General features: G+C 50.7%; 20 protein-coding genes. 15 read left to right on the top strand and 5 right to left on the bottom strand.

The window, feature by feature from the left end:
- The first annotated feature begins 443 nt into the window (after window positions 1–443).
- The gene (locus tag AYI96_RS05360) at window positions 444–3,095 is read left to right on the top strand and encodes a TonB-dependent receptor (protein WP_039033848.1); all 2,652 of its coding nucleotides are present in this window, start codon (window positions 444–446) and stop codon (window positions 3,093–3,095) included.
- A 129-nt stretch (window positions 3,096–3,224) separates the two neighbouring features.
- Here the strand turns inward: AYI96_RS05360 and AYI96_RS05355 are convergent, their stop codons facing one another.
- Both AYI96_RS05355 and dusC read right to left on the bottom strand, forming a co-directional pair.
- Window positions 3,225–3,566: a TraR/DksA C4-type zinc finger protein gene (locus AYI96_RS05355; protein ID WP_071476474.1), complete on the bottom strand. Its 342-nt coding sequence runs from the start codon at window positions 3,564–3,566 to the stop codon at window positions 3,225–3,227.
- 126 nt (window positions 3,567–3,692) lie between these two features.
- On the bottom strand, window positions 3,693–4,646 hold the full coding sequence (gene dusC / locus AYI96_RS05350) for a tRNA dihydrouridine(16) synthase DusC (protein ID WP_144361236.1): 954 nt from the start codon (window positions 4,644–4,646) through the stop codon (window positions 3,693–3,695).
- Window positions 4,647–4,939: 293 nt separating this feature from the next.
- Between dusC and AYI96_RS05345 the strand changes: the two genes are divergently transcribed.
- From AYI96_RS05345 to recR, 9 genes are all read left to right on the top strand, one after another.
- Window positions 4,940–5,362: a hypothetical protein gene (locus tag AYI96_RS05345; RefSeq protein WP_039033850.1), complete on the top strand. Its 423-nt coding sequence runs from the start codon at window positions 4,940–4,942 to the stop codon at window positions 5,360–5,362.
- A gap of 58 nt (window positions 5,363–5,420) precedes the next feature.
- On the top strand, window positions 5,421–6,257 hold the full coding sequence (locus AYI96_RS05340) for a DUF692 domain-containing protein (RefSeq protein ID WP_039033851.1): 837 nt from the start codon (window positions 5,421–5,423) through the stop codon (window positions 6,255–6,257).
- Window positions 6,257–7,045: a DUF2063 domain-containing protein gene (locus AYI96_RS05335; protein ID WP_144361137.1), complete on the top strand. Its 789-nt coding sequence runs from the start codon at window positions 6,257–6,259 to the stop codon at window positions 7,043–7,045. The genes AYI96_RS05340 and AYI96_RS05335 overlap by 1 nt, the downstream gene beginning before the upstream one ends.
- 652 nt (window positions 7,046–7,697) lie before the next feature.
- The gene (locus AYI96_RS05325; protein ID WP_144361136.1) at window positions 7,698–8,072 is read left to right on the top strand and encodes a YbaN family protein; all 375 of its coding nucleotides are present in this window, start codon (window positions 7,698–7,700) and stop codon (window positions 8,070–8,072) included.
- An 87-nt stretch (window positions 8,073–8,159) separates the two neighbouring features.
- Window positions 8,160–8,555, top strand: coding sequence for a response regulator (locus AYI96_RS05320; RefSeq protein ID WP_052248030.1), 396 nt, complete (start codon window positions 8,160–8,162; stop codon window positions 8,553–8,555).
- Window positions 8,556–8,650: 95 nt separating this feature from the next.
- On the top strand, window positions 8,651–9,202 hold the full coding sequence (apt, locus tag AYI96_RS05315; protein WP_039033853.1) for an adenine phosphoribosyltransferase: 552 nt from the start codon (window positions 8,651–8,653) through the stop codon (window positions 9,200–9,202).
- A gap of 121 nt (window positions 9,203–9,323) precedes the next feature.
- A complete protein-coding gene (dnaX, locus tag AYI96_RS05310) occupies window positions 9,324–12,272 on the top strand; it encodes a DNA polymerase III subunit gamma/tau (RefSeq protein ID WP_144361135.1) in 2,949 nt (982 codons plus the stop codon).
- Between the two features lie 130 nt (window positions 12,273–12,402).
- Complete coding sequence (locus AYI96_RS05305) at window positions 12,403–12,732, top strand: YbaB/EbfC family nucleoid-associated protein (protein WP_025011505.1); 330 nt, start codon at window positions 12,403–12,405, stop codon at window positions 12,730–12,732.
- Window positions 12,733–12,745: 13 nt separating this feature from the next.
- Window positions 12,746–13,345, top strand: a complete 600-nt coding sequence (gene recR, locus AYI96_RS05300; RefSeq protein WP_039033855.1) for a recombination mediator RecR — start codon at window positions 12,746–12,748, stop codon at window positions 13,343–13,345.
- A gap of 41 nt (window positions 13,346–13,386) precedes the next feature.
- Here recR and AYI96_RS05295 read toward each other — a convergent pair whose 3' ends face one another.
- Both AYI96_RS05295 and AYI96_RS05290 read right to left on the bottom strand, forming a co-directional pair.
- Window positions 13,387–13,920, bottom strand: coding sequence for an AraC family transcriptional regulator (locus tag AYI96_RS05295; protein ID WP_186300018.1), 534 nt, complete (start codon window positions 13,918–13,920; stop codon window positions 13,387–13,389).
- Window positions 13,921–14,178: 258 nt separating this feature from the next.
- On the bottom strand, window positions 14,179–14,640 hold the full coding sequence (locus AYI96_RS05290; RefSeq protein WP_144361134.1) for a carboxymuconolactone decarboxylase family protein: 462 nt from the start codon (window positions 14,638–14,640) through the stop codon (window positions 14,179–14,181).
- A 242-nt stretch (window positions 14,641–14,882) separates the two neighbouring features.
- On the opposite strand from AYI96_RS05290, the gene htpG reads away from it, so the two are divergent.
- The 5 genes from htpG (at window position 14,883) to AYI96_RS05265 (ending at window position 21,115) form a co-directional block, all read left to right on the top strand.
- A complete protein-coding gene (gene htpG, locus AYI96_RS05285; protein ID WP_039033858.1) occupies window positions 14,883–16,796 on the top strand; it encodes a molecular chaperone HtpG in 1,914 nt (637 codons plus the stop codon).
- Window positions 16,797–16,866: 70 nt separating this feature from the next.
- Window positions 16,867–17,712 (top strand): tetratricopeptide repeat protein, encoded by an 846-nt coding sequence (locus AYI96_RS05280; protein ID WP_039033859.1) that lies wholly within the window; start codon window positions 16,867–16,869, stop codon window positions 17,710–17,712.
- A 187-nt stretch (window positions 17,713–17,899) separates the two neighbouring features.
- Window positions 17,900–18,544, top strand: coding sequence for an adenylate kinase (adk, locus tag AYI96_RS05275; RefSeq protein WP_039033860.1), 645 nt, complete (start codon window positions 17,900–17,902; stop codon window positions 18,542–18,544).
- Window positions 18,545–18,656: 112 nt separating this feature from the next.
- Window positions 18,657–19,661 (top strand): ferrochelatase, encoded by a 1,005-nt coding sequence (gene hemH / locus AYI96_RS05270; protein WP_260852950.1) that lies wholly within the window; start codon window positions 18,657–18,659, stop codon window positions 19,659–19,661.
- Window positions 19,662–19,810: 149 nt separating this feature from the next.
- Window positions 19,811–21,115 carry an inosine/guanosine kinase gene (locus AYI96_RS05265; protein ID WP_144361132.1) on the top strand — a complete coding sequence of 435 codons (1,305 nt, stop codon included), beginning with the start codon at window positions 19,811–19,813 and terminating at the stop codon, window positions 21,113–21,115.
- A 109-nt stretch (window positions 21,116–21,224) separates the two neighbouring features.
- Here AYI96_RS05265 and AYI96_RS05260 read toward each other — a convergent pair whose 3' ends face one another.
- Entirely contained in the window at window positions 21,225–22,577 is a 1,353-nt protein-coding gene (locus AYI96_RS05260; RefSeq protein WP_039033863.1) for a dicarboxylate/amino acid:cation symporter, read from the bottom strand.
- Window positions 22,578–22,691 lie beyond the last annotated feature (114 nt).

Below are 22,691 nucleotides of genomic sequence, written 5' to 3'. Positions count from 1 at the left end.
AAATTTAAAAACCGGCTTGGTTTAAGCCGGTTTTTTTATGCCTGTTATTAGTAAATAAGGACTACATTCGATACGTTTTAATTCACATGTTGTTTTGTTGTTATCTTTTTTCTCTTGGCGATTAATTTGTTATTTTTGTTTGTTGTGCCAGATTGTTTCATTGGAGCAATATTTTTAACTATTTAAACACCTAGGTATCAATATGTTTCAGTTTGTCCTTTTGGTGGCTATCTTGCTGATTTTCATTGGTTAAATTTAATGCTGTTGATTACCTGTGTAATTATTTGTATCAATTTGTTGTTGCCTAGTTGTTTTGGTGGTTTTTAATATTGACCAAATTGTTTTATTTGTGGAATATCATCGTAAGCATTGCAATATGCTTGCAAATTTTAAAACAAAAATAATCAGATATTTCTCACAAAAGAAACATCAGGGAGACAAGTATGAGTTCCATCAGTTTAACTGCAAAGGCAGTTCGTCGCGGTTTACTTGCTGCGGCAGTTACGGGAATTGCATTCAGCGGATATGCCACTGCTGAGGAAGCAAAAGAAGGCAAAGTTGAGCGGATCGAGGTAACAGGTTCACGTATCAAGCAAGTGGATATGGAAACGGCTTCACCTGTGACTGTTATCACTGCAGCCGATCTTAAGGTTACCGGGGAAACTTCGGTTGCCGATGTATTGAATAACTCCAGCATTAACAGTTTTGGTTCCTGGCGGGGTATGTCCGGTTATGGTGCCGGAGCCAGTGCCACCAGTGATGTAAACCTGCGTGGTCTGGGGTCTCAGGCAACGCTTATTCTGCTCGATGGTCGTCGCATGCCGGGTACCAGCTCAAGCTCAGGAACCGTTGCCGATACTTCCAGCATTCCCATGGCGATTGTTGAGCGAATCGAAATTCTGCGTGATGGTGCCTCGGCGGTTTACGGCTCAGATGCGGTTGCTGGGGTAATTAACATTATTACCAAGAAAGATTTTGAAGGAGTCGAGCTGAACTACACAGGCGAATCTCCGGATGTGGAAGGCGGTGATTCTTCACGCTTTTCCGTGGCCGCCGGTTTTAGCACAGATAAGGGCAATATCACCCTGACGTTCGAGCATTATGATGCCACTTCTGTTTATGATCGCCACATATGGGACGAAGGCGGTGCCGACTGGTTCTTGAATAACGGCAGCTCTTACAGCCCTTCACCCAGCGGTTACTACAATACCGGTGTCTTGAATGAGAAGGGAGAGGAGATATATGACTTTTACTATAACGCCGATACCTGCAACCAGACTGATGCAACCCAGGAAGCCGCTTCACGCTGCCTGTATGATCCAGGCTCTGTGACCAAATTGTTTGGGAATGTGAACCGCAACAGTATTCTGTCTAACTTTAGCTATCAGCTGACTGATGATATTCAGTTCCGTGGCCGCGCTTCTGCCAGCCTGAGTGAGACTAATACCCGTTATGCGGGGACTCCGGTTTCAACTAATCAGCCGGTAATGGATGCTGATAATCCGCTGAATCCTATCGATAAAGATCTTACTCTTTATATGAGATCAGCACAGATTGGTCCGCGGGATACCACCACTGAAACCAACTCAATCGACTTCCTGGCTGGGCTGGTAGGTTATTGGGATGTGGGCAGTGGCATCGACTGGGAAATTAATGCCCAGCATACCCGCTCAACCACTGACTCATTCAACTACAACCTGATCAACGATAATATCGTTCAGGATCTGATCGATTCGGGTGATTACGACATCTTCAATACCACAGGTATGAGTTATGAGGATTGGAATGCGCAGATGACCGATCTCTATGGTCAAGCGGCCCACACAGGTGTGTATCAGGCGCAATTCAACAGCACCCAATTTGATGGTTTGTTGTCCGGCATGTTGTATGAAGGCAATGGCGTTACTTTGGCCGCGGTTGTCGGTGCCGAGTATGAAATGATTGAGTTCGTACAGCTGAGTGATCCGCAATCAGCCGCCGGTATTATCTCAGGTGGTTCAGGTGGTGACGATGTTGATGCAACCCGGGATCGTAGCTCAGGCTACGTAGAGCTGCAATCTTCATTGCCGTACAATATCGACTTGTCAGCCGCGCTGCGTTATGAGCGTTACGAGCAGGAGGGCAACATAGCTTCTGGCCATGTATCTTCTACTTTTGATTCAGTCGTACCTAAGCTTTCTGCCAGCTGGCGTCCGGTTGATTCCCTGTTGCTGCGCGCCAGTTGGGGTGAATCTTTCCGTGCCCCGAATATGGGCGAAATGTTTGCCGGTGAAGCATTGAGCTTTGAATATGCGCTCGATTCTTTATGGTGTGCCGATAATTCAGATGAAAACTATTGTGCCAATAACCAACAGCATAAAACTTTCTACGGCGGTAACCCCAACCTGGATGCAGAAGAAGGTGAATCCCTGACTCTGGGTTTTGTCTGGAACGTGACCGATGATTGGAGTATTGAGACTTCATATTATGACATCAGCTACGACAACAAGATTGAAGTGGTCGATGTTGACGATTTGATTCGTGAAGAAATTGCCAATGGTGGTTCTCAGTACATAGTTCGTGGCAGTGATGGCAAGATTGAGACCATTCACAGCCAGTATCGTAACCTGAGTGCCCTGGAAACCTCCGGCTTTGACTTTGTCACCAGCTACAACCAGGAAACTGATTTCGGTGATTTCCGTCTGAAGCTGGAAATGACCCATGTGTTGGATTACAAGACCAAGGCCGACGCTGAGTCTGACTTCTTCGATGAAGCCGGTCTACAGGATCTTCCTCAGTGGCGTGGCAGTGCATCGGTTAACTGGACCCGTGATAACTGGAGTGCTGCCTGGACGACCTACTACATAGGCAGTCAGGATTCAGGAGCTGATATCTATAAGAATGATGACTTGATTGATGTTTCCAGCTACTTCAAGCACAACGTTCAGCTAACTTATGCTCACAACTGGAATGGTTCTGTCACCCTGGGGGTTAATAACCTGTTCGATGAAGAAGCGCCAACCTGGTATAGCTACGATGGTTATCGTGATGTCAACACAGGGCTGTACGACGTACTGGGCCGCACTTGGTTTGTAACCATTAATCAGAAGTTCTGATAAAACGCCGATCCTCCCTTACGGCTTAGCCCCGTCATTTTGGCGGGGCTTTTTTATTAGCTTTTAAACGCCAAAACATAACCTCAAACAAAAAAGCAACCTCTGGGGTTGCCTTTACTGCTTAACTGACTAGTGATTCAAGCGCAACTCTTGTCTGTGTTCATGTTTATATTGCTCATGGCAACGTTCACAGCGCTGCTCGGTCGGGTCTTTAACGAGTCGATGTGACTCGATTTCTGCTTCACAGTCTGCGCAAAGACCATAAAGCCCTAAATCCAGTTGGCACACCGCGGCATCCAGTCGCAACAGTCTGTGGTAGAGGGGGTGTTTGCAAAGATCGGCTTGAGTCATGGTTTCAATCAGATCACTGAGTGACATCTGGGGATCCCAGTGGGGTCCGAGCACCATTATCTCTTTCCTGAGATCGATTTCTAACGCCGACAATGCTTGTCTGATATGGGAGCTGCTCACTGATAATAGCCTGTAAAGATTGAGTCTACGGTCATTTAGTCTAAACAGCCGGGTCAATGTCACTATGATGAAGATCAAATCTGGGTGACATTTTCTGTCGTTAAGGCGTTAATTTGTCAGAATTGCTCAGATCTTGTCATTTATTTCGCGATAAGCCTGACTGAGCGTGGTCACTATGTCATCGGTTTGCTTGTGTACTCTGAGTTCTCTGAACAGGGCATCGGCCTGAGGGTATTGGCGATTGAGGTAGCTGAACCACTGTTTTATTCGCGCCGGGTAATAGCAACTCTTGCGGCCGTTGAGTTCTTTCTGGCTGTAACTCATCAAAAGCGCCAGGGTTTGCTGCCAGCTATATTGCTCGGCATTGTTCTTGATGTGATCCGCCAAATTGGGTAGAGAGATGGCGCCGCGGCCCACCATGATACTGTCGCAACCCGTTACTTCCATGCAGCGAAGGGCGTCTTCCCGGTTCCAAATCTCGCCGTTGGCGATCACGGGAATGGCCATTTTTTTACGGATCTCAGTGATATATTCCCAATAGGCCGGTGGACGATAACCGTCTTTTTTACTGCGGGCATGGACGGCCAACTCAGTGGCGCCGGCTTCATAAATCGCCTGCGCGTTTTCCATAAACAGGCTCTTGTCTTCAAACCCCAGGCGAATTTTGGCGGTCACCGCATGCGGTTCAGGAACTGCTTGACGCATGGCTTTGACTATCTTGTGGATTTGCTCCGGATACTGCAGCAATACGGCGCCGCCCTTGCTGCGGTTAACCATCTTGGCCGGGCAACCAAAGTTGGCGTCTACCCCTTGGGAGCCGAGTTCTATAGCCCGCAAGGCGTTTTCGGCCATCCAACCGGGTTCCTGCCCTAAAAGTTGTACTCTGACCGGCGTACCGCTGAGGGTCATGCCGCCTTGCAGCAGCTCGGGGCAGAGACGATAGAAGACTTTTTCGGGTAATAGTTGATCCACCACACGTACAAACTCGGTGACCATCAGATCATAAGGGTTTATTGCAGAGAGCAGTTCCCGCATCAGATTGTCAACAACCCCCTCCATAGGGGCGAGAATAATACGCACGTGTTTAAGGCCTGGCTGAAATAGAAAGTGGCGCATTCTACCTTAAATCCCATCCGGCACCAATCGACAGCTTAAAAGGCACAGGCTTATTTTAGATATGTAACTGTTAACAGCTTGATCTTATCTGCATTTGCTATTTTACTCATGGTTCCCTACATGGGGTTTTGGATAAAAACTGTGATCCGCGGTTGAAAAATATGAAATAGATTCTGCTGTCCCCGGGTCTGATATTGCAAGCCGGCAATTGAGGTCGGTCACTCGTAACAACTCTATGAGCAAAGGCAGGAAAGACAATGAAGACAGTCAAGACAACTACAGTAGCAGCCGCTTTGGGCATGGTTATCGCCGGCAGCGCCGTCGCCGCAGAAGCTAATGCCAACCCATTCGGGTTTCAGACTATGGAAGCCGGTTATCAATTGGTTGGTAATGAAGGCAAGTGCGGCGAAGGTAAATGTGGTGATAAGAAAGTCAAAGAAACCGAGCAAAAAAGCCGTGAGGGCAAATGCGGCGAAGGTAAATGTGGTGAAGGGATGAATAAGGCTGCCGAGGGCAAGTGTGGAGAGGGAGTGAATAAGGCCGCAGAGGGTAAGTGTGGCGAAGGCAAGTGCGGTGAAGGCATGATGCACTCAGCCGAAGGCAAAGCCAAAGCCGAAGAGAATAAAGCCAAGGCAGAAGCTAACAAAGTCAAGGAAGGCAAGTGTGGTAGTAACCACTGAAGTTGAATAGTGCAGGGCGCTTTGCGCCCTGTCTGAAACCACAAGGCGGTAATTATTTATGAATAACAGTGTCGGTTTGGGGCTTAGGCGGGAGATGTTGGCTGAGTTTTGTCAGGCAGCTCCTAAAGAGGCCGACTTCTTTGAAGTGGCACCGGAAAACTGGATGCGTCTTGGCGGTAAGTTTGGCAAGCAGTTTCGACAATTGACCGAAAGGCATTCATTTTATTGCCATGGGCTCAGTCTTTCCATCGGTAGCCCGGATCCGCTGGACCTGGTGTTTATCAAGGAGATTAAGCGTTTCCTCGATTTGCATCAGATAGATGTTTATTCAGAGCACTTAAGTTATTGCTCCGCCGATGGGCATATGTACGATCTTATGCCAATCCCTTTTACCTACGAAGCAGTGCGGCATGTCAGTGCCAGGGTTAAACAGGTTGAAGCGATTCTGGAGCGGCCACTTATTCTGGAGAACGTGTCCTTTTATGCTGCGCCTGGCGCCGAGATGACCGAGCAAGAGTTTGTCTGCGCCGTGCTGGAAGAGGCTGATTGTCGTCTGCTACTTGATGTCAATAACATCTATGTCAACTCGGTTAATCATGGTTATGATCCCAAGGCTTTTCTGGCAGCTATGCCCAGTGAGCGCATCGCTTACCTGCATATCGCAGGTCATTATCAGCAGGATGAGGATCTGATTATCGATACCCATGGCGCCGATATTATCAATCCTGTCTGGCAACTACTGGCAGAGTGTTATCGATTGCACGGGGTACATCCTACCTTGCTGGAGCGGGACTTTAATATCCCTGAAACCCGAGTCTTGTGTCAGGAGTTGAAGCAGATAGGCTCGCTACAAGGGCAGGCCTTGGATGCTTTTGCACAAGAGAGGAGAGCTTAATGGCCCTGGCTCAATTACAACGGGCTTTTGTGGCCTATTTGCGGCAGGAAGATATGCCTTTGCCGGCCGGCACCGACGAACGACACATGCAGGTATATCGCGAGCTTTTGTTCAATAATGTCAACGGCTTTGTCTCCAATGCTTATCCGGTTCTCAAGTCGCTGCACACTGAAGCGCAGTGGTTGGCGTTGGTAAAGGATTTTTTTGCCCGTCATGAATGTCAAAGCCCGCTATTTATCGATATTGCCGCCGAGTTTCTCGACTATCTGTGTCGGGAACAGGCAAGTGCGTTGGATGCAATGCCTTTTATGCTGGAATTGGCACACTATGAACTCTTGGAACTGCAGGTATCCGTGGCCGAAGATGATTCAGCGCCTTGGCTCAAACAGGCTGACATTCAGGCGTTGGAGCAACTGGCTGCAAAACTGCAATTGGCCGCCACCGCCAAAGTGGCGCAATATCAGTTCGAAGTTGACAGAATTAGTCCAGATTTTCGCCCAAATACAGTATCGCCCCTGCCGGTATTTTTCTGCGTTTATCGTGACCTGGAAGAGGAAGTATGCTTTTTAAGGCTCAATCCGATGACGGCGCAGCTGCTGGCAAAATTGCAACAAACGCCATTGAGCTTTACCCGGTTACTTGCTTGGCTTGCAGAGACATTTCCCTCATTTTCAGAGCAGCAGTTTTGTCAGGGCGCGGCCACAACTTTGGCTGAGTTGGCGGCGCTGGGTATTGTTCGCAAACAGCCTGCAGCCGCGATCCCGACCACAACTTTTTGTAAGGCATGAGTTTATTTTAGTTGTACCTGCCTTTTGCTGACATTGATGCCTGAAAGCGACATTAATACAAGGGATTGGCTAATCCCATTGAAAAAACATGGTTTTTATCGGCGTGATAAAGGGCTAGAATAGCCGGGTTTTGTGACTGAGGTCACTCCCACACTAGCCCTGGAAGTAGAGGAGCTGTCATGAGTCAGCCGTTTAAAGACCCATTCAATATTTTGTATTTTCTTGGTTTTATTCTGGTAATGCTGTTACCTACATTGCCGGCCAGCCTGTCTTGGCTGAAACACGCGGGATTGATCTGAAGCAGCAAAATACCATTTTTGCTACAATAGCCACCCTCAGCGGTGGCTTTTGTTTAGGGAAGGTGCGAACAGGTCCCATGTGTGCTCTGCGTCGGCTTACGGGCTTGGATGCAAGGCGTGGTTCGCCGCAAATGGCCCTAGTCCTTTGCAAGAAGCACAACACAGCAGGCAGGCCTGTAAGCCACGCCCTTCGGGGCTTTCACAGCAACCGGCTTTCTGCGTTATCCGACTTCGACAGGCCCCGGCATGTCTTCAGTCAGATGCCTTGAACGCCAATTGCTGTGCAAGCCAGAGCGCCACGAGGACTTATTTGCACCTTCCTTAGGCGCGACCGATTTTCCAAAGGAAAGCGGATGGTTATCAAAAGAGGCTTCTTTTTAATTTTCGGGATCCTGAGTCTGGGCATGGGGTTGCTTGGCATCGTCTTACCTGTGTTGCCGACAGTTCCCTTTATTTTATTGGCCGCCTTCTGTTTCGCTCGTTCCAGTGAACGGCTACATGATTGGTTGCACAGCCATCCTTGGTTCGCCCAGCCTCTTGCCGATTGGCATTCCCGCAAAGCGATGCGTAAGGGATTAAAGCGAAAAGCCTTTTTGATCAGTGGTGCCAGTTTTGCCCTTAGTATTGCCTTGGTACCGCTTTGGTGGGTGAAACTCTTGCTGGCGGTATGTTGTATTAGTCTGTTGGCGTTCCTGTGGCAAATTCCTGAACTGGAAGACAGTGAGTGATCCTGTAGACAAAAATGTCGGCTCGTCGTGCTTTTGTCACTCAGTTGGGGTAGCCTTGGCGCGCCTTGAAACCACCAGGGAAATTTAATGAGTTTCAATATTTTGCTTGTTGATGATAATAACATCAGCCAACAGGCTTTGGCGGAATTGTTCCGGAGCCAAGGTTGGCGCTGTACGCTGGCGGCCAACGGTATGCAGGGGTTAGCTTGTGCCGAACGGCAAAGTTTCGATGCAGTGATCAGCGGATTTTTCATGCCTTTGCTTGACGGGCCGCATTTCATCCCGCTGCTCAGACAACTGGAAGGCTATGGCAGTTTGCCCATAGTAGTGCTCAGTACTCACACTCGAGAGGAAGTCGCTGCCAGTATGGATATGTCCCAGGTTAATGGCTTTTGGAGAAAACCATTGAACTGTGACACAAAGCAACAACTCCTGGATCACTTATCGACAGAGATTGTTGCATGGCGGATTAAAGCGGCTTAAGCTTTAGCCGGATTTTTGAAATGCAGTCCACCTCAGTGTGGACTTTTTTGTTGTAAAGAGCCGGGCCCAGTGTCTGGAAACGAAGTATTGAGACTATGGCAATGAACTCCGACAGCTTAAGCCTGATTAAGCAAAGCATTAAAACCATTCCGGATTATCCAAAAGCCGGGATCCTATTCCGTGATGTGACCAGTTTGCTCGAAGACCCGGTCGCCTATCAGTTAAGTATTCGCTTACTAGTGGATCATTATAAAGATCATGGTTTTACCAAGGTTGTCGGTACCGAAGCCCGAGGTTTTCTCTTTGGGGCTCCGCTGGCGCTGGAACTGGGATTGGGCTTTGTTCCTGTGCGTAAGCCTGGCAAATTGCCAAGAGAAACCATAGCCGAGAGCTATGAGTTGGAATATGGTCACGACACCTTGGAAATGCATGTTGATGCCATAGTGCCGGGTGACAAGGTATTGGTTATTGACGACCTGCTGGCAACCGGCGGCACCATTGAAGCCACGGTTAAGCTTATCCGTCGTTTGGGAGGCGAGGCCAAACATGCAGCGTTTATCATTTCTCTGCCTGATCTGGGTGGTGAACAACGCCTGACCGAACATGGGCTTGAGTTAGTCAAACTGTGCGAGTTTGAAGGCGAATAAAAGCTCATCCCTGCCGCTTTGCGGGTCATCTCGGTAGCATGAAGTTATACCTCATGTTATTGTTTTACGATCCGCGGAGCTTGCTCCCGCAAAGATATTTTTATGGATTTTGGGGAGTTTCATGTCCTATCAGGTACTAGCCAGGAAATGGCGGCCTGCCAGTTTTGATCAGGTAGTCGGCCAATCACATGTATTGCATGCATTGACCAATGCCCTGGGTCAGCAACGACTGCACCATGCTTATCTGTTTACCGGTACCCGCGGCGTCGGCAAGACCAGTTTGGCGCGCCTGTTCGCTAAAGGGCTCAACTGTGAAACCGGGATCACCGCCAAGCCATGTGGCCAATGCAGTGCCTGTCAGGAAATTGCCCAGGGGCGTTTTGTCGACCTTATTGAAGTCGATGCCGCTTCCCGTACCAAGGTAGATGATACTCGCGAACTGCTTGACAATGTTCAGTATCGCCCGACCCGGGGGCGGTTCAAGGTTTACCTGATAGACGAAGTGCACATGCTGTCCCGCAGCAGTTTTAATGCACTGCTCAAAACACTGGAAGAGCCCCCAGAGCACGTCAAATTCCTGCTGGCCACCACAGATCCGCAAAAGCTGCCGGTGACAGTGCTGTCCCGCTGCCTGCAATTTAACCTGAAGAGCCTGGATCAGACTGAGATGGCCGGCCAGTTGCAGCATATTTTGCAAAGCGAAGGCCTCAAGTTTGAAACCTCTGCGCTGACGCTTTTGGCGCGAGCCGCCAACGGCAGTATGCGTGACGCCCTGAGTCTGACCGATCAGGCCATCGCCTTTGGGGCCGGGCAAGTGATGCTGGAGCAGGTTCAAACCATGCTCGGCGCCATAGATGAGCGCCAGGTGCTGGCGCTGTTTGATGCGCTCCTTACAGGTGATATCGCCAAAATGATGCAGGAGGTGGCCAAGGTGCTGGCATTTGGCGCCGATGCCGCCGAAGTGCTACGTAGCCTGCTGGAGCTCTTGCATCAGATAACCCTGAGCCAGTTTGCGCCGGCGGCGGCTAATCTGTCGCTGTTTGGTCCTCAAATTACCCATTATGCTGAAAACCTCGCCCCCGAGCAGGTGCAGCTCTATTACCAGTTGCTGCTCAGTGGTCGCAAGGAGCTGCCTTATGCGCCGGACCCTAAGTCAGGGCTGGAGATGGCGTTACTCAGAGCCGTTGCCTTTGTGCCGGAAACGCCGCCCAAACGCTGGCAAAGGGGGGAAGTCGCCGATCTATCTGCCTTGGATAACAGCAATAGTGCAGCTGCAGTTGCAAGGGCGCCGAATCAAACTGTGGCAAGCAGTAACGCCGATGAGATAAAGCCTCAAGCCGCCTCTGCTCAATCTGTTACCAGCCATGCTGTCGAAGCGCAAGTCGAGAAGCCGCAAGCTGCCAAGATGCCAACACAGGTAAGCTCGGTGGCTGAGACGCAGCAGAGTGGCGTTGACTCGCAGACGGCTGCCGATAAGGGCGAAGATGCGGGTGAGCAGGCGTTATTGGCCGAACAAGCGCTGCTGTTATCCCAGGCCGGTAGCATGGGGTTTCGGAGTGAGGTCTCTGTGCCTTTGCAAGCTTCCCCTTCACAGATGAATTCGTCTGAAACAGCTGTGGTTGAAGCAAATGCGGCAGTTGAGTCAGTTAAAGTGATCGAGTCTCTGCCGGCAGAGCAAACGACTGCAGTTCAGCCTCACCAGCCTGTTTCACAAGCTGAAACCTCGGCTATTAACGATGAGCAGCAGTCCCAGGATGACTTCTACGCTGCCATGAGCTATTCACAACAAGGTGAAGCGCAGGATAGCAGCCTGGATTTTTATCAGCAGCAGATGTCGATGGACGGTCAGATGCCATCCGCTGCCGACAAGAGTGCCTCCGAAGTATCGCTGCCAAGTAAGCCATCAAGCGAGTCAGTGCCTGCCGATGCCAACATAGAATCTGCCAGCGATGACATCTTGGGTGATGATCTGCTCGATCAGGTGCTTGCCACCCGGGATTTGCTGCTCAGCGATATAGAGGCGGCCAGCCCCAAGGACGGTGAAGAAAAAAAGCCTTTGCCGGAGCGCCGCAGCGCGGCCGCAGCTCCTGAGTCCGATGCTGTAGCGGCCACTCAGCCTGAAGCGGCAGCAGAATCAGAAAACAACCCTGAGCGGCATAATGGTCTTGAGCTGAGCAATAGCCCTGAGCCGAAAAACAGCCTTGAGCCAGAAAACAGCCCGGGGCCCTCCGGAGCAGAACCGCAAACTCCTGTCGCCGGGGAAATGCCTTTCGGATCTGGCCCAAGTCATGTTGCGGCGCTCAAGGAAGACAGGCCACCATGGGAAGATGCTCCAGAGGGTGCGGTTGCAGCGGGTCGCGAGATGATGGAAGGCAGTGAAACGGTTCAAAATGCGGCTTTCCCACAAGCCGAACCTGAGTCTGTGCCTGAACCTGAGCCACAGAATACTGCGCCGCAGACAGTACAGGACGCTGTACCACAGACGATAGATGAGCCGGTACAAGAGCCTGCCAAAGCGATTGGGCAGCAGCCAAGTCTAAATATAGTGGCAAATGCCGAGGCTAAGCCCGCATCCGAACCGGGCTTAGCACCTCACCCAGGGGCCGCGGATGTCTTTGCCCATGCTCTGCCCAGCGGTCATCCACAGGATCTCTATTGGTATAAATTGATGTCCGCGCTGGATATAGGCGGCCGGGTACGGCAACTGGCGGTGAACTCAGTCTGTGAGAGGATAGCTGAACCGCTACCTTTGTTACTCAAGCCGGATCAGAAACACTTGGCGGCAGATTCGGCCATCAAACAGCTCGAAGAGGCGCTTTCCAAACTGTTTGGGAAACCTTGCCGCACCGAGATTGTCGTAGGAGTAGATGACCAACGGGAAACGCCGTTGGAAATTCGTCATCGTTTTCATCAGGAACTCCTGAGCGGAGCTCATGCTTCATTGATGAATGATGAAAATATTCAATGGCTTGTTAGTCATATGGGGGCCGAACTGGATCAGGATACTCTCGGCTACCCCCCTGAGCTGCTCAGTCAAAGGGCTAATTTGATTGCAGACAAGGCGCCCTAGGGCCGGTGGATGTTACCCGCTTCATAAGATTGCCGTTCAATGCGACTCTTGGATTGCCAAGCGGGTTTATTTCAGTAAGATTAGCCAACTTTGACCTGTTACTCACAACTTGAATTGAAGAGATAAAGCTATGTTTGGAAAAGGCGGTATGGGCAACCTGATGAAGCAAGCCCAGATGATGCAAGAAAAAATGGCCAAAATGCAGGAAGAGATCGCCCGCATGGAAGTCACAGGTGAGTCAGGCGCAGGCTTGGTGAAAGTCACCATGACCGGCAGCCACAATGTTCGCAAAGTCGAGATAGATCCCAGCCTGCTGGAAGACGACAAAGAGATGCTGGAAGATCTGATCGCCGCGGCCTGCAACGATGCAGCCCGTCGTGTTGAAGAAAACCAAAAGTCCAAGATGGCCGAAGTGACAGGTGGCATGCAGCTGCCTCCTGGCATGAAGATGCCATTCTGAGTCGGAATAACAGATGAAATTCAGCCCATTGGTTGATGAATTGATCCAGTCGCTGCGCTGTCTGCCCGGTGTCGGCCCTAAATCGGCACAGCGGATGGCGTTTCAACTGCTTGAGCGCGAGCGTAAAGCCGGACTTAAGTTGGCTGAAGCATTGGAGCGGGCCATGAAAGAGGTGGGGCATTGTCAGTCTTGCCGTACTTTCACTGAGGAAACGCTTTGTCCCATCTGCGCCAGTCCGCGGCGCGGCAATGCCGATACCATCTGCGTGGTTGAAACGCCGGCCGATGTATTGGCTATTGAAGCCGGTGGGCATTTCAGTGGCCGCTATTTTGTATTGCTGGGGCATCTATCACCGCTCGATGGTGTCGGACCCGAAGAGTTGGGACTGGCGCTACTGGAAGAGCATCTTGCCAAAGGTGAGATTGCCGAACTTATTCTGGCCACTAACCCGACAGTGGAAGGTGATGCTACCGCGCATTTTATTGCCGATATCGCCCATCGCTACCAGGTCAAGGTGAGCCGTATCGCTCATGGAGTCCCGGTAGGCGGTGAGCTGGAATATGTCGACAGCACCACTCTGGCATTGTCGTTCAATGGGCGATTGCCGCTCTGAAGTTTGCTTTAATGAGCCTTCTGTGAATATACCGGCCCCGCTTATGCGGGGCTATTTTTTGCCTGCAGAGCGTTGAATAAGTAGCGGCGGGCGTAATGTTTCGGCGTGATATTGGCCAAGGTACGAAATTCACGGGTCATATGTGCCTGATCGGCGAAGCCAAAGTCGGCTGCCAGTTCGGCCAGTGATGTTGATGGTGCCAGCCGGAGTTGTTCCATTGCCTGCTTGACCCGAATAACGCGTTGATAATATTTAGGGGTCATCCCCATCCAGCTCTGGAAGTGGCGTTCTATTTGACGTAATCCCAAAGTGGTTTCTTTGGCATGCTTGTGGTGTGTATGCCGGAGGATTTCCTTGACCCTTTGATGGCTTTCACTACGGCTGACGATATGTTGCCGAGTAAATTGATACATGGTGCGGATGCGGGGATAGTGGCCACTGCAGGCACAGAGCTGCAAATATAGTGGGCTAAGCAGAGTATGGATATCAGTTTCCCGCTCACTACGGACAGGGTTGTCGAAGCGTTTTCCCAGGCATTGATAGCCCATAGCTGGATGAAAGCGGATGCCTGCCATTTGGGTCCCCGGCGGCATGATGATGTTTTGGGAAGTCTGGCTAGTAGGCAACAAAATAATCCCCGGAGGATGCCATATCCCATCAAAAAACACCTCTGGGCCAAAATTGAACAGGATACCGCTGCCGGCGTCGCCCAGCAGTAATCGAACAATTGGCTCCCTATGCCCTGTCGATACGCCAACAGACCATATAGCTTGAATATCTGCTGCGATATTGCCTTTGGGGGAAAATAGTTTTAAGTCCATACGCAACCTGAATCACTTGGGCTGGTAATTGCCGACCTCGGGTTTAAATACTTTAACGATACGGTTCCAACTATTGATGGCATTGATGGCTATGGTCAAATCTGTCATCGCCTGAGGGCCGAAACAATCCAGCACCTGTTGGTACTCTTCATCGCTGACACCCAAACCTGCGGTCAGTTGCTCGGCCCAACCGAGGGCAATACCTTCCGCAGTGCTGTAAATAGGCATGTCCCGCCAGGCATTGAGACCAAAAATTCGTTCGGCTTTTTCACCATACTTCAGCGCGTCTTTACTGTGCATGTCAATACAAAAGGCGCATTGATTAATCTGTGAGACTCTGAGTTTGACCAGTTCCCAGATGGTTATAGACATGGTCTTCGATGAACTGAATTGGTGGTGGAAGTAGCGTTCCTGTTGGTATAGAAGTTCCAAGGCTTGTGGCGCAGCATTAGCATAGTTGAGTCGTTTCATCATGATATCTCCTGAGAGGGGTTTCCAGACGATAACCGGACAAAGCGGACAAAGATTGCATATTTTCGACACAGATGGAAAACGGCAATTGGTGCTGGACTATTTTCAGAGTTCACTTCGGGCTATTTTTTCTGCGGCTGTTATCGGTCTGTGTCATCCCGCCCTTGAATTTGAAAATCGCATCCCCATTTAATTAAACAACTCAAGTTGGTTTAACCTATTGCGATAAACAAGGGAAGCTATTCATGTCACATCAAGAAACTCATGGTTTTCAAACTGAAGTCAAACAACTTTTGCATTTGATGATCCACTCTTTGTACTCCAACAAGGAGATTTTCTTGCGTGAATTGGTATCCAATGCCGCCGATGCCGCCGACAAACTGCGTTATCTGGCGCTTACCAACGACGCGCTTTATGAAGGTGATGGCGAGCTCAGGGTACGTATCAGTACTGATAAGGAAAAGGGCACTATTACCATTGAAGACAATGGTATAGGTATGACCCGTGACGGCGTTATCGAGCATTTGGGTACCATTGCCAAGTCAGGCACGTCAGAATTCTTCAAAAACCTCTCCGGCGATGCCGCCAAAGACTCGCAGTTGATTGGCCAGTTCGGTGTGGGTTTCTACTCGGCCTTTATTGTGGCCGACAAGGTAACAGTGAGAACCCGCGCCGCCGGTCACAAGGCCGATGAGGGCGTGCAGTGGCAGTCTGCCGGTGAAGGCGACTTTACCGTTGAAAACATAGTTAAAGATAGCCGCGGTACCGAGATTACTTTGCATCTGCGCGAAGAGGAAAAAGAGTTTGCCGATGACTGGCGTTTGCGCTCTATCATCACCAAGTACTCAGATCATATCTCCATTCCGGTAGAGATGTGGCAGGAAGGTTCGCCCGAGTCCGAAGGCCCGGATGGTGAAAAAATTCCGGCGACTGAAGGTCAATGGCAAGTGATGAACAAGGCCACCGCGCTTTGGACCCGCAACAAGTCTGAGATTTCCGATGAAGAATATCGGGAGTTTTACAAGCATATCTCCCATGACTTCAGCGATCCTCTGCTGTGGAGTCACAACCGGGTTGAAGGTAAGCAGGAATACACCAGCTTGCTGTACATTCCTTCCAAGGCGCCTTGGGACCTTTGGAACCGGGATCGCAAGCAGGGTCTGCAACTCTTTGTTCAGCGCGTATTTATCATGGATGACGCCGAGCAGTTTATGCCTTCTTACCTGCGTTTCGTCAAAGGTCTTATCGACTCCAACGATCTGCCGCTGAACGTCTCCCGGGAGATACTGCAGGACAACAAGGTGACCCAAGCCATGCGCACGGCCATTACCAAGCGGGTGCTGGGCATGTTGGAGAAACTGGCTAAAGACGACAGCGACAAGTACCAGCAGTTCTGGGCTGAGTTCGGCCAGGTACTGAAAGAGGGCCCGGCAGAGGATTGGAGCAACCGCGAGCGTGTGGCCGGCTTGCTGCGTTTTGCCTCGACCCACAATGACACTGCGGCGCAAACTGTATCGCTGGATGATTACATCGGCCGCATGAAGGAAGGTCAGAGCAAGATTTACTATATTGTTGCCGACAGCTATGAGGCGGCGGCCCACAGTCCGCATCTGGAGCTGCTGCGTAAGAAGGGCATCGAAGTGCTGTTGATGTCTGACCGTATCGACGAGTGGCTCATCAACCACCTGACAGAGTACAAGGAAAAGGCGCTGCACTCTGTGACTCGCGGTGAGCTGGATCTCGGTGAGCTGGAAGATGAGAATGAAAAGGCCGAACAGGAAAAACTGGCGGCCGAATCCGAGTCTTTGCTCAAGCGTATCAAAGAGGCGCTGGGTGATAAGGTCAAGGATGTACGGGTGACCACGCGTTTGACCGACACTCCAGCCTGTGTGGTGGCCGGTGAAGGCGAGATGTCGAGCCAGATGATCAAGCTGATGCAGGCCGCCGGCCAACAGGTGCCGGAAGTCAAACCAACATTTGAGCTGAACCCGACGCACCCGCTGGTGGCCAGACTCAATGACGAGACGGATGAAAGCCGCTTTACTGACTGGAGTAACCTGTTGTTGCAACAGGCAATGCTGTCAGAAAAGGGCAGCCTGGCTGACCCATCTGAGTTTATCCGCTTGATGAACCAGATGTTGCTTGCCAACCTTAAGTAAGCCAATCAAAAAAGGGCCTTTATGGCCCTTTTTTACTCGGGTATAGCCCGACCATCCAACAAGGATTGCTATGGAAACACGTATCGAACTGACCCGCGACAACATTCAACAGGTGGTGGAAGCCTCGAAACAACAGTTGGTCGCGTTGGTCTTCTGGGCGCAGCAAAGCCCGGAGAGTCTGGGGCTACTCGGCACCATGGAAACATTGGCAAACCGTTATCAGGGGCAACTGCTGCTGGCGGCCGTCAACTGCGAAACTGAAATGGAAATCGCCTCCTATTTCCAGATCCAGAGCTTGCCGACCACTTTGTTGCTCAGTCAGGGCCAGCCGGTTGATGGCTTTGCCGGGGTGCAGGACGAGTCGCAAATTCAGGTCATGCTGGATAAACATCTGCCTGCCGCCTGGGAGCTGAAACTTGCTGACGCCAGAGAATTACTCGCCGGAGGCGATGCCGCCGCAGCCCTGGTGTTGCTGAAGGAAGCCTATGGCGAGCACAATGGCGCCGAGGTGGCTTTGCCTTATGCTGATGCATGCCTGTTAAGCGGTGATATTGCCGCTGCCAAAAGCCTGCTTGCCGGCATCAAGCTTGAAGATCAGGATGCTTATTACGCCAGTTTGCAGGCCAAACTCAAGTTGGCGGAAGAGGCGGCTGATACGCCGGAAATCCGTTCTTTGCAACAAGCGCTCGAAGCAGCTCCGGGAGACCTGGGTTTACTTGGCAAGCTGGCAACGGCACTGCATCAGGCGCACAGGGATGAAGAGGCCCTGGAGTTGCTTTTTGCCCAACTGCAGCAAGATCTCAACGCCGGTAATGGTGAATTGAAACAGCAGTTTCTGACGATACTTTCAGCCCTTGGTCAGGGGAATACACTGGCGAGCAGCTATCGTCGCAAGCTTTATAGTTTACTCTACTGATAGAGTTAAGCTTGGCAGGCCAAGCCTCTGCCTGAGCGGTTTTGACCGCTTTTAACAGGTCAGAGCTGTCAGGTTTTTTTGGCGTTTCTGTGGCTAAAGTCGAAGCCAAAGGCCTTCTCATGGGCGGCCAGATGTGCGAAGATCGCCGCCCTAACAAGAATATCAATGCGAAAAGAGGACTCTTGATATGCGCATTATCCTATTGGGCGCCCCTGGTGCCGGTAAAGGTACCCAGGCTCAGTTCATCATGGAAAAGTATGGCATTCCACAGATCTCAACCGGCGATATGCTGCGTGCAGCCGTAAAGGCAGGTACGCCTTTGGGACTGGAAGCCAAGAAGGTGATGGACGCCGGACAATTGGTTTCAGATGAGCTGATCATAGGTCTGGTTAAAGAGCGCATTACTCAGGACGACTGCGCCAAGGGATTCCTGCTGGATGGTTTCCCACGCACTATTCCACAAGCTGATGCCATGGTGGCTAACGGTATCCATGTTGATCATGTGATTGAGATTGATGTACCGGACGAAGAAATCGTTAAACGTATGAGCGGTCGCCGGGTGCATCCTGGTTCTGGCCGGGTTTACCATGTGGTCTTCAATCCGCCAAAAGAAGACGGCAAGGATGATGTAACAGGTGAAGAACTGGTTATCCGCCCGGATGATGAAGAGAGCACAGTACGCAAGCGCCTGGGCATCTATCACGAACAGACCATGCCGCTGGTGGATTACTATGGTGCCATGGCGGCCAAGGGTGATACCAAGTACAGTAAATTCGACGGTACCCAAAGCGTTGCTTCCGTCAGCGAAGCCATTGTGAAGGCGCTGGGCTGATTAATTATCAGAACCGGTTCTCATAATCGAAAAAAGCCCGCAATTGCGGGCTTTTTTTATGGTTTTAGCGGTGTTAACTTGGCGCCATCTCTCTCGGAACAGGAATAATACAGTGCAGGATACCCGTCCTCCATTCGGTGTGCTTTTGGTTAACTTGGGTACTCCCGCTGCGCCAACCAAAGCGGCAGTACGTACTTTTTTGAAACAGTTCCTCAGCGATCAACGTGTGGTGGATCTGTCCCCCTGGCTGTGGCAACCCCTGTTACAAGGTATTATTCTCAATACCCGTCCGGCGAAAGTCGCCAAGTTGTATCAATCTATTTGGCAGGCGGAAGGCTCACCTTTAATGGTGGTCAGTAAACAGCAGAGACAAGCTCTGGCAGATTTGCTTCGGGAGCAAACGGGCGTAACCGTTCCCGTTGAGCTGGGGATGAGTTATGGCAGTCCGTCCTTGAGTGATGGCCTGACGGCGCTGAAAAATGCCGGAGTTGACAGGGTGCTGGTGTTGCCTCTTTATCCTCAATATTCCTGCTCTACTGTGGCCAGCGTGTTTGACGGTGTTGCCGCAGCACTGAAAATGGAGCGCAATCTGCCTGAACTGAGGTTTGTGCGAGATTATCACGACAAGCCAGGTTATATTCAGGCCCTGGCCGATAGTGTTCGTACCCATTGGCAGCGAGAAGGGCGGGGACAAAGGCTGCTGATGTCGTTTCATGGGGTGCCCGAGCGTTACATTAAGGAGGGGGATCCTTATCGCAGTCAATGTGAAACCACGGCTAAGTTGTTGGCCACCGAGCTTGGCCTGGGGCAAGGTGAATGGCAGCTGTGCTTCCAATCCCGTTTTGGCAAGGAGCCTTGGCTAACGCCCTATACCGATGAGCTGCTCGAATCTTTGCCGGGACAGGGGGTTCATTCGGTCGATATTATGAGTCCCGCCTTTGCCGCCGACTGCCTGGAAACACTGGAAGAGATAGCTCAAGGAGGCCGCGAAAGCTTTCTTGAAGCCGGTGGGAAACAATATCAATTTATCCCTTGTCTCAATGCGCAATCGGCTCATATGTGTTTTTTGGCCGAGTTGGTGAAGTTTCACACTGAAAATTGGTATCAAGCCCGTTAGCGTACACTGGTGTGGCGGTGGATTTGTGATAGAATCTGCCGCCATTTAAAGTGGTCGCTGGCAGCTCCGTCAGCCTGACTTAAGATCATTATCAGGAAAGTGTACCCAAACGGTACACTACTCAGGGACGATGAAAATGAGAGCCCAATATGAAATTTCCCGGTCAGCGTAAATCCAAACACTATTTTCCGGTCAAAACCCGTGATCCTTTGCTGGCGCAGTTGACTCAGCAGCCACAGCCTTTCAGCACCTGGATTTCAGGTATAGATCAAACTTTGGTGGATATCGAAGCCAAGGTCGAAGATGAACTGCTGCAGCGTTACAACTTACCCAAAGGCAACTCGACTCTGATTGATGATGCCAGTGCCCACCAGCTGTATCATGAGCTCAAAAGCCGTGAGTTGGTCAGCGATGAGTTTGCCGGCGGCACTATCGGTAATACCATTCACAACTACTCAATTCTGGCCGATGACAGATCTGTGCTCTTTGGTGTGATGAGCAAGCATATTGAAGTAGGTAGTTATGCCTACCGCTATTTGTGCAACACTTCGTCCAAGGTGGATCTTAACTACTTACAGCCGGTTGAAGGTCCGATAGGTCGCTGCTTTACCCTGATCTCCGATGACGGTGAGCGTACTTTTGCCATCAGCAAGGGCTCAATGGACAAGTTAAGCCCGGAGTTTATCGATAAAGAAGTGATCCAGGGCAGTTCTGCTTTGGTGTTGACCGCTTATCTGATGCGGGCCAGTGATGGCGATCAGATAGGTGAAGCGGCGCTGACAGCCATTCGCTACGCCCAGGAAGCCGAAGTACCTGTGGTACTGACCTTGGGAACCCGTTTCCTGATTGCCGAAGATCCCAAATGGTGGCAGGATTTTATTCGCCAATATGTGACTGTGCTGGCAATGAATGAAGATGAAGGTGAGGCGTTGACCGGATTTGCCGATCCTTTACTGGCCAGTGAAGCGGCACTTGAATGGTGTGACATGGTGTTGACGACTGCGGGTGCTTCGGGACTTTACACCGCAGGTTATACCGATGACGCCGAGAAACGCGAGACGGCCCATACTCTGCTGCCCGGCGCTATTCCTGAATTCAATCGTTATGAGTTCTCCCGTCCGAAATTGAAAAATGATTGTGATAAACCCATCAAGGTATATGCCCATATTTCGCCTTACATGGGCGGGCCGGAGAAAATTCACAATACCAACGGCGCCGGTGATGGTGCTCTGTCTGCACTCCTGCATGACTTGGCAGCCAATACTTTCCACAAGACCAATGTACCGGGCTCCAGTAAGCATAAGCGCGATGGCTTGTGTTATTCCTCATTTTCACAGATCTGTAAGTATGCCAACCGGGTCGCTTATGAAGTGTTGGCTCAGCATAGTCCGCGCCTATCAAGGGGGTTACCCGAGCGGGAAGATAGCCTGGAAGAAGCCTACTGGGAGCGTTAAGTTTGGCTCCGCTTATCTCGATGGGTTAAATCAAATCCGTTAATATAGAAGAGGGCGTCCGAATGGACGCCCTCTTTGAATTTTGCTTTCAGCGAATTCAGCTTACTCCTTACATGGGAGTATGGTGTTCCTTATGGAAGCTGACATTGGTTTTACCGGCTTTTGGGTCGTTGAAGGTTTCTTCATTGAACTCATTTTCCGACTTGGCGATCACCACTGTTGCGACAGTATCACCTGTGACGTTCACCGCGGTGCGGACCATATCCAGCAATCTATCGACCCCGATAATCAGTGCTATACCATCTACCGGCAAGCCCACTTGATTGAGCACCATGGCCAGCATCACCAGACCCACTCCCGGTACCCCGGCTGTGCCGATAGAGGCCAGGGTGGCCGTGACAACCACGGTAATATAGTCGGTAATCGTTAGGTCGATACCGTAAACCTGAGCGATAAATACCGTTGCCACCCCCTGCATGATGGCTGTGCCATCCATATTGATGGTAGCGCCCAAGGGTAAGGTGAACGAGGCTATCTTGTTATCGACGCCCAGGCGATGCTCAGCCGTCTCGATAGTGACCGGCAGAGTGGCGTTGGAACTGGCAGTACTGAAGGCAAACAGCTGCACGTCGCGCATCTTACGGATAAAGGTGAACGGATTCAGTCCTGACAGCAGATTGAGCAGAATAGGATAAGTGACAAAAGCATGGACCAGCAGTACACCCAGTACCACAAAGAAGTAAGCGACCACACTACCGAAAGTTTCTACGCCGAGTGTCAGTGCCAGTTTACCCATAAGGGCAAATACCCCGTAAGGCGCTAGATGCATGATTAGGGTGACCACTTTCATGATGACTTCATTGAGGTCTTCAAACAGCGCCGCAACCCGCTTGCCTTTGTCGCCCACATGAGAGATGGCAAAACCAAAGATCACCGCAAAGATAATGATCTGCAGCATATTGCCTTCGCTCATCGCCTGCATCGGGTTGGTGGGTACTATGTTAATCAATACTTCCGCCAGGCTGGGAGCATCTTTGGCTTCAAAACTGTTGCCTGCGGTAGACATGCTGCTGTGGCCGGGATGGATCATCACTGCCGCCATAATTGACAGTGTTAGAGCTATAGCGGTGGTAAAAAGGTAGAAAGCGATGGTTTTGCCACCCAAACGCCCCAGTTTTGAGGGATCACTGAGTGAGCTGGTACCGCAAACCAGAGAAATAAAGACCAAGGGCACTACCAGCATTTTCAAGCTGGAAATGAAGATAGTACCGACGACATTGAGAAAGCCTTCGGTGATGTAATCCCGCACAAAGATGAAATAGGGATCTTGCTGGACTTGAGGTGAATCCAGCTCACCAGCGGGGAAAAAAGCTCTCAGAAGAAGACCGACAATGATACCGGCTGCCATGCCAATAAGGATCTTACCGGTCAGGCCCATTTTCTTGGTTGGAGTGAATGCCATAAATTTTCCTGTTTAATTCTTGTACTTTTGTAATTTGGCGCACTAAAGCCTAGCAAGAAAGCTCTCTTGAGGAAATGGCATGCGGGTTAAATATTGATATTGATAATTGCCAGT

It is taken from the genome of Shewanella sp. MSW (genome assembly GCF_007636515.1).
In the GTDB taxonomy this organism is placed as follows: domain Bacteria; phylum Pseudomonadota; class Gammaproteobacteria; order Enterobacterales; family Shewanellaceae; genus Shewanella; species Shewanella indica.
The sequence above is the reverse complement of the archived record's forward strand: the minus strand, read 5'-3'. Positions and strand labels throughout refer to the sequence as shown.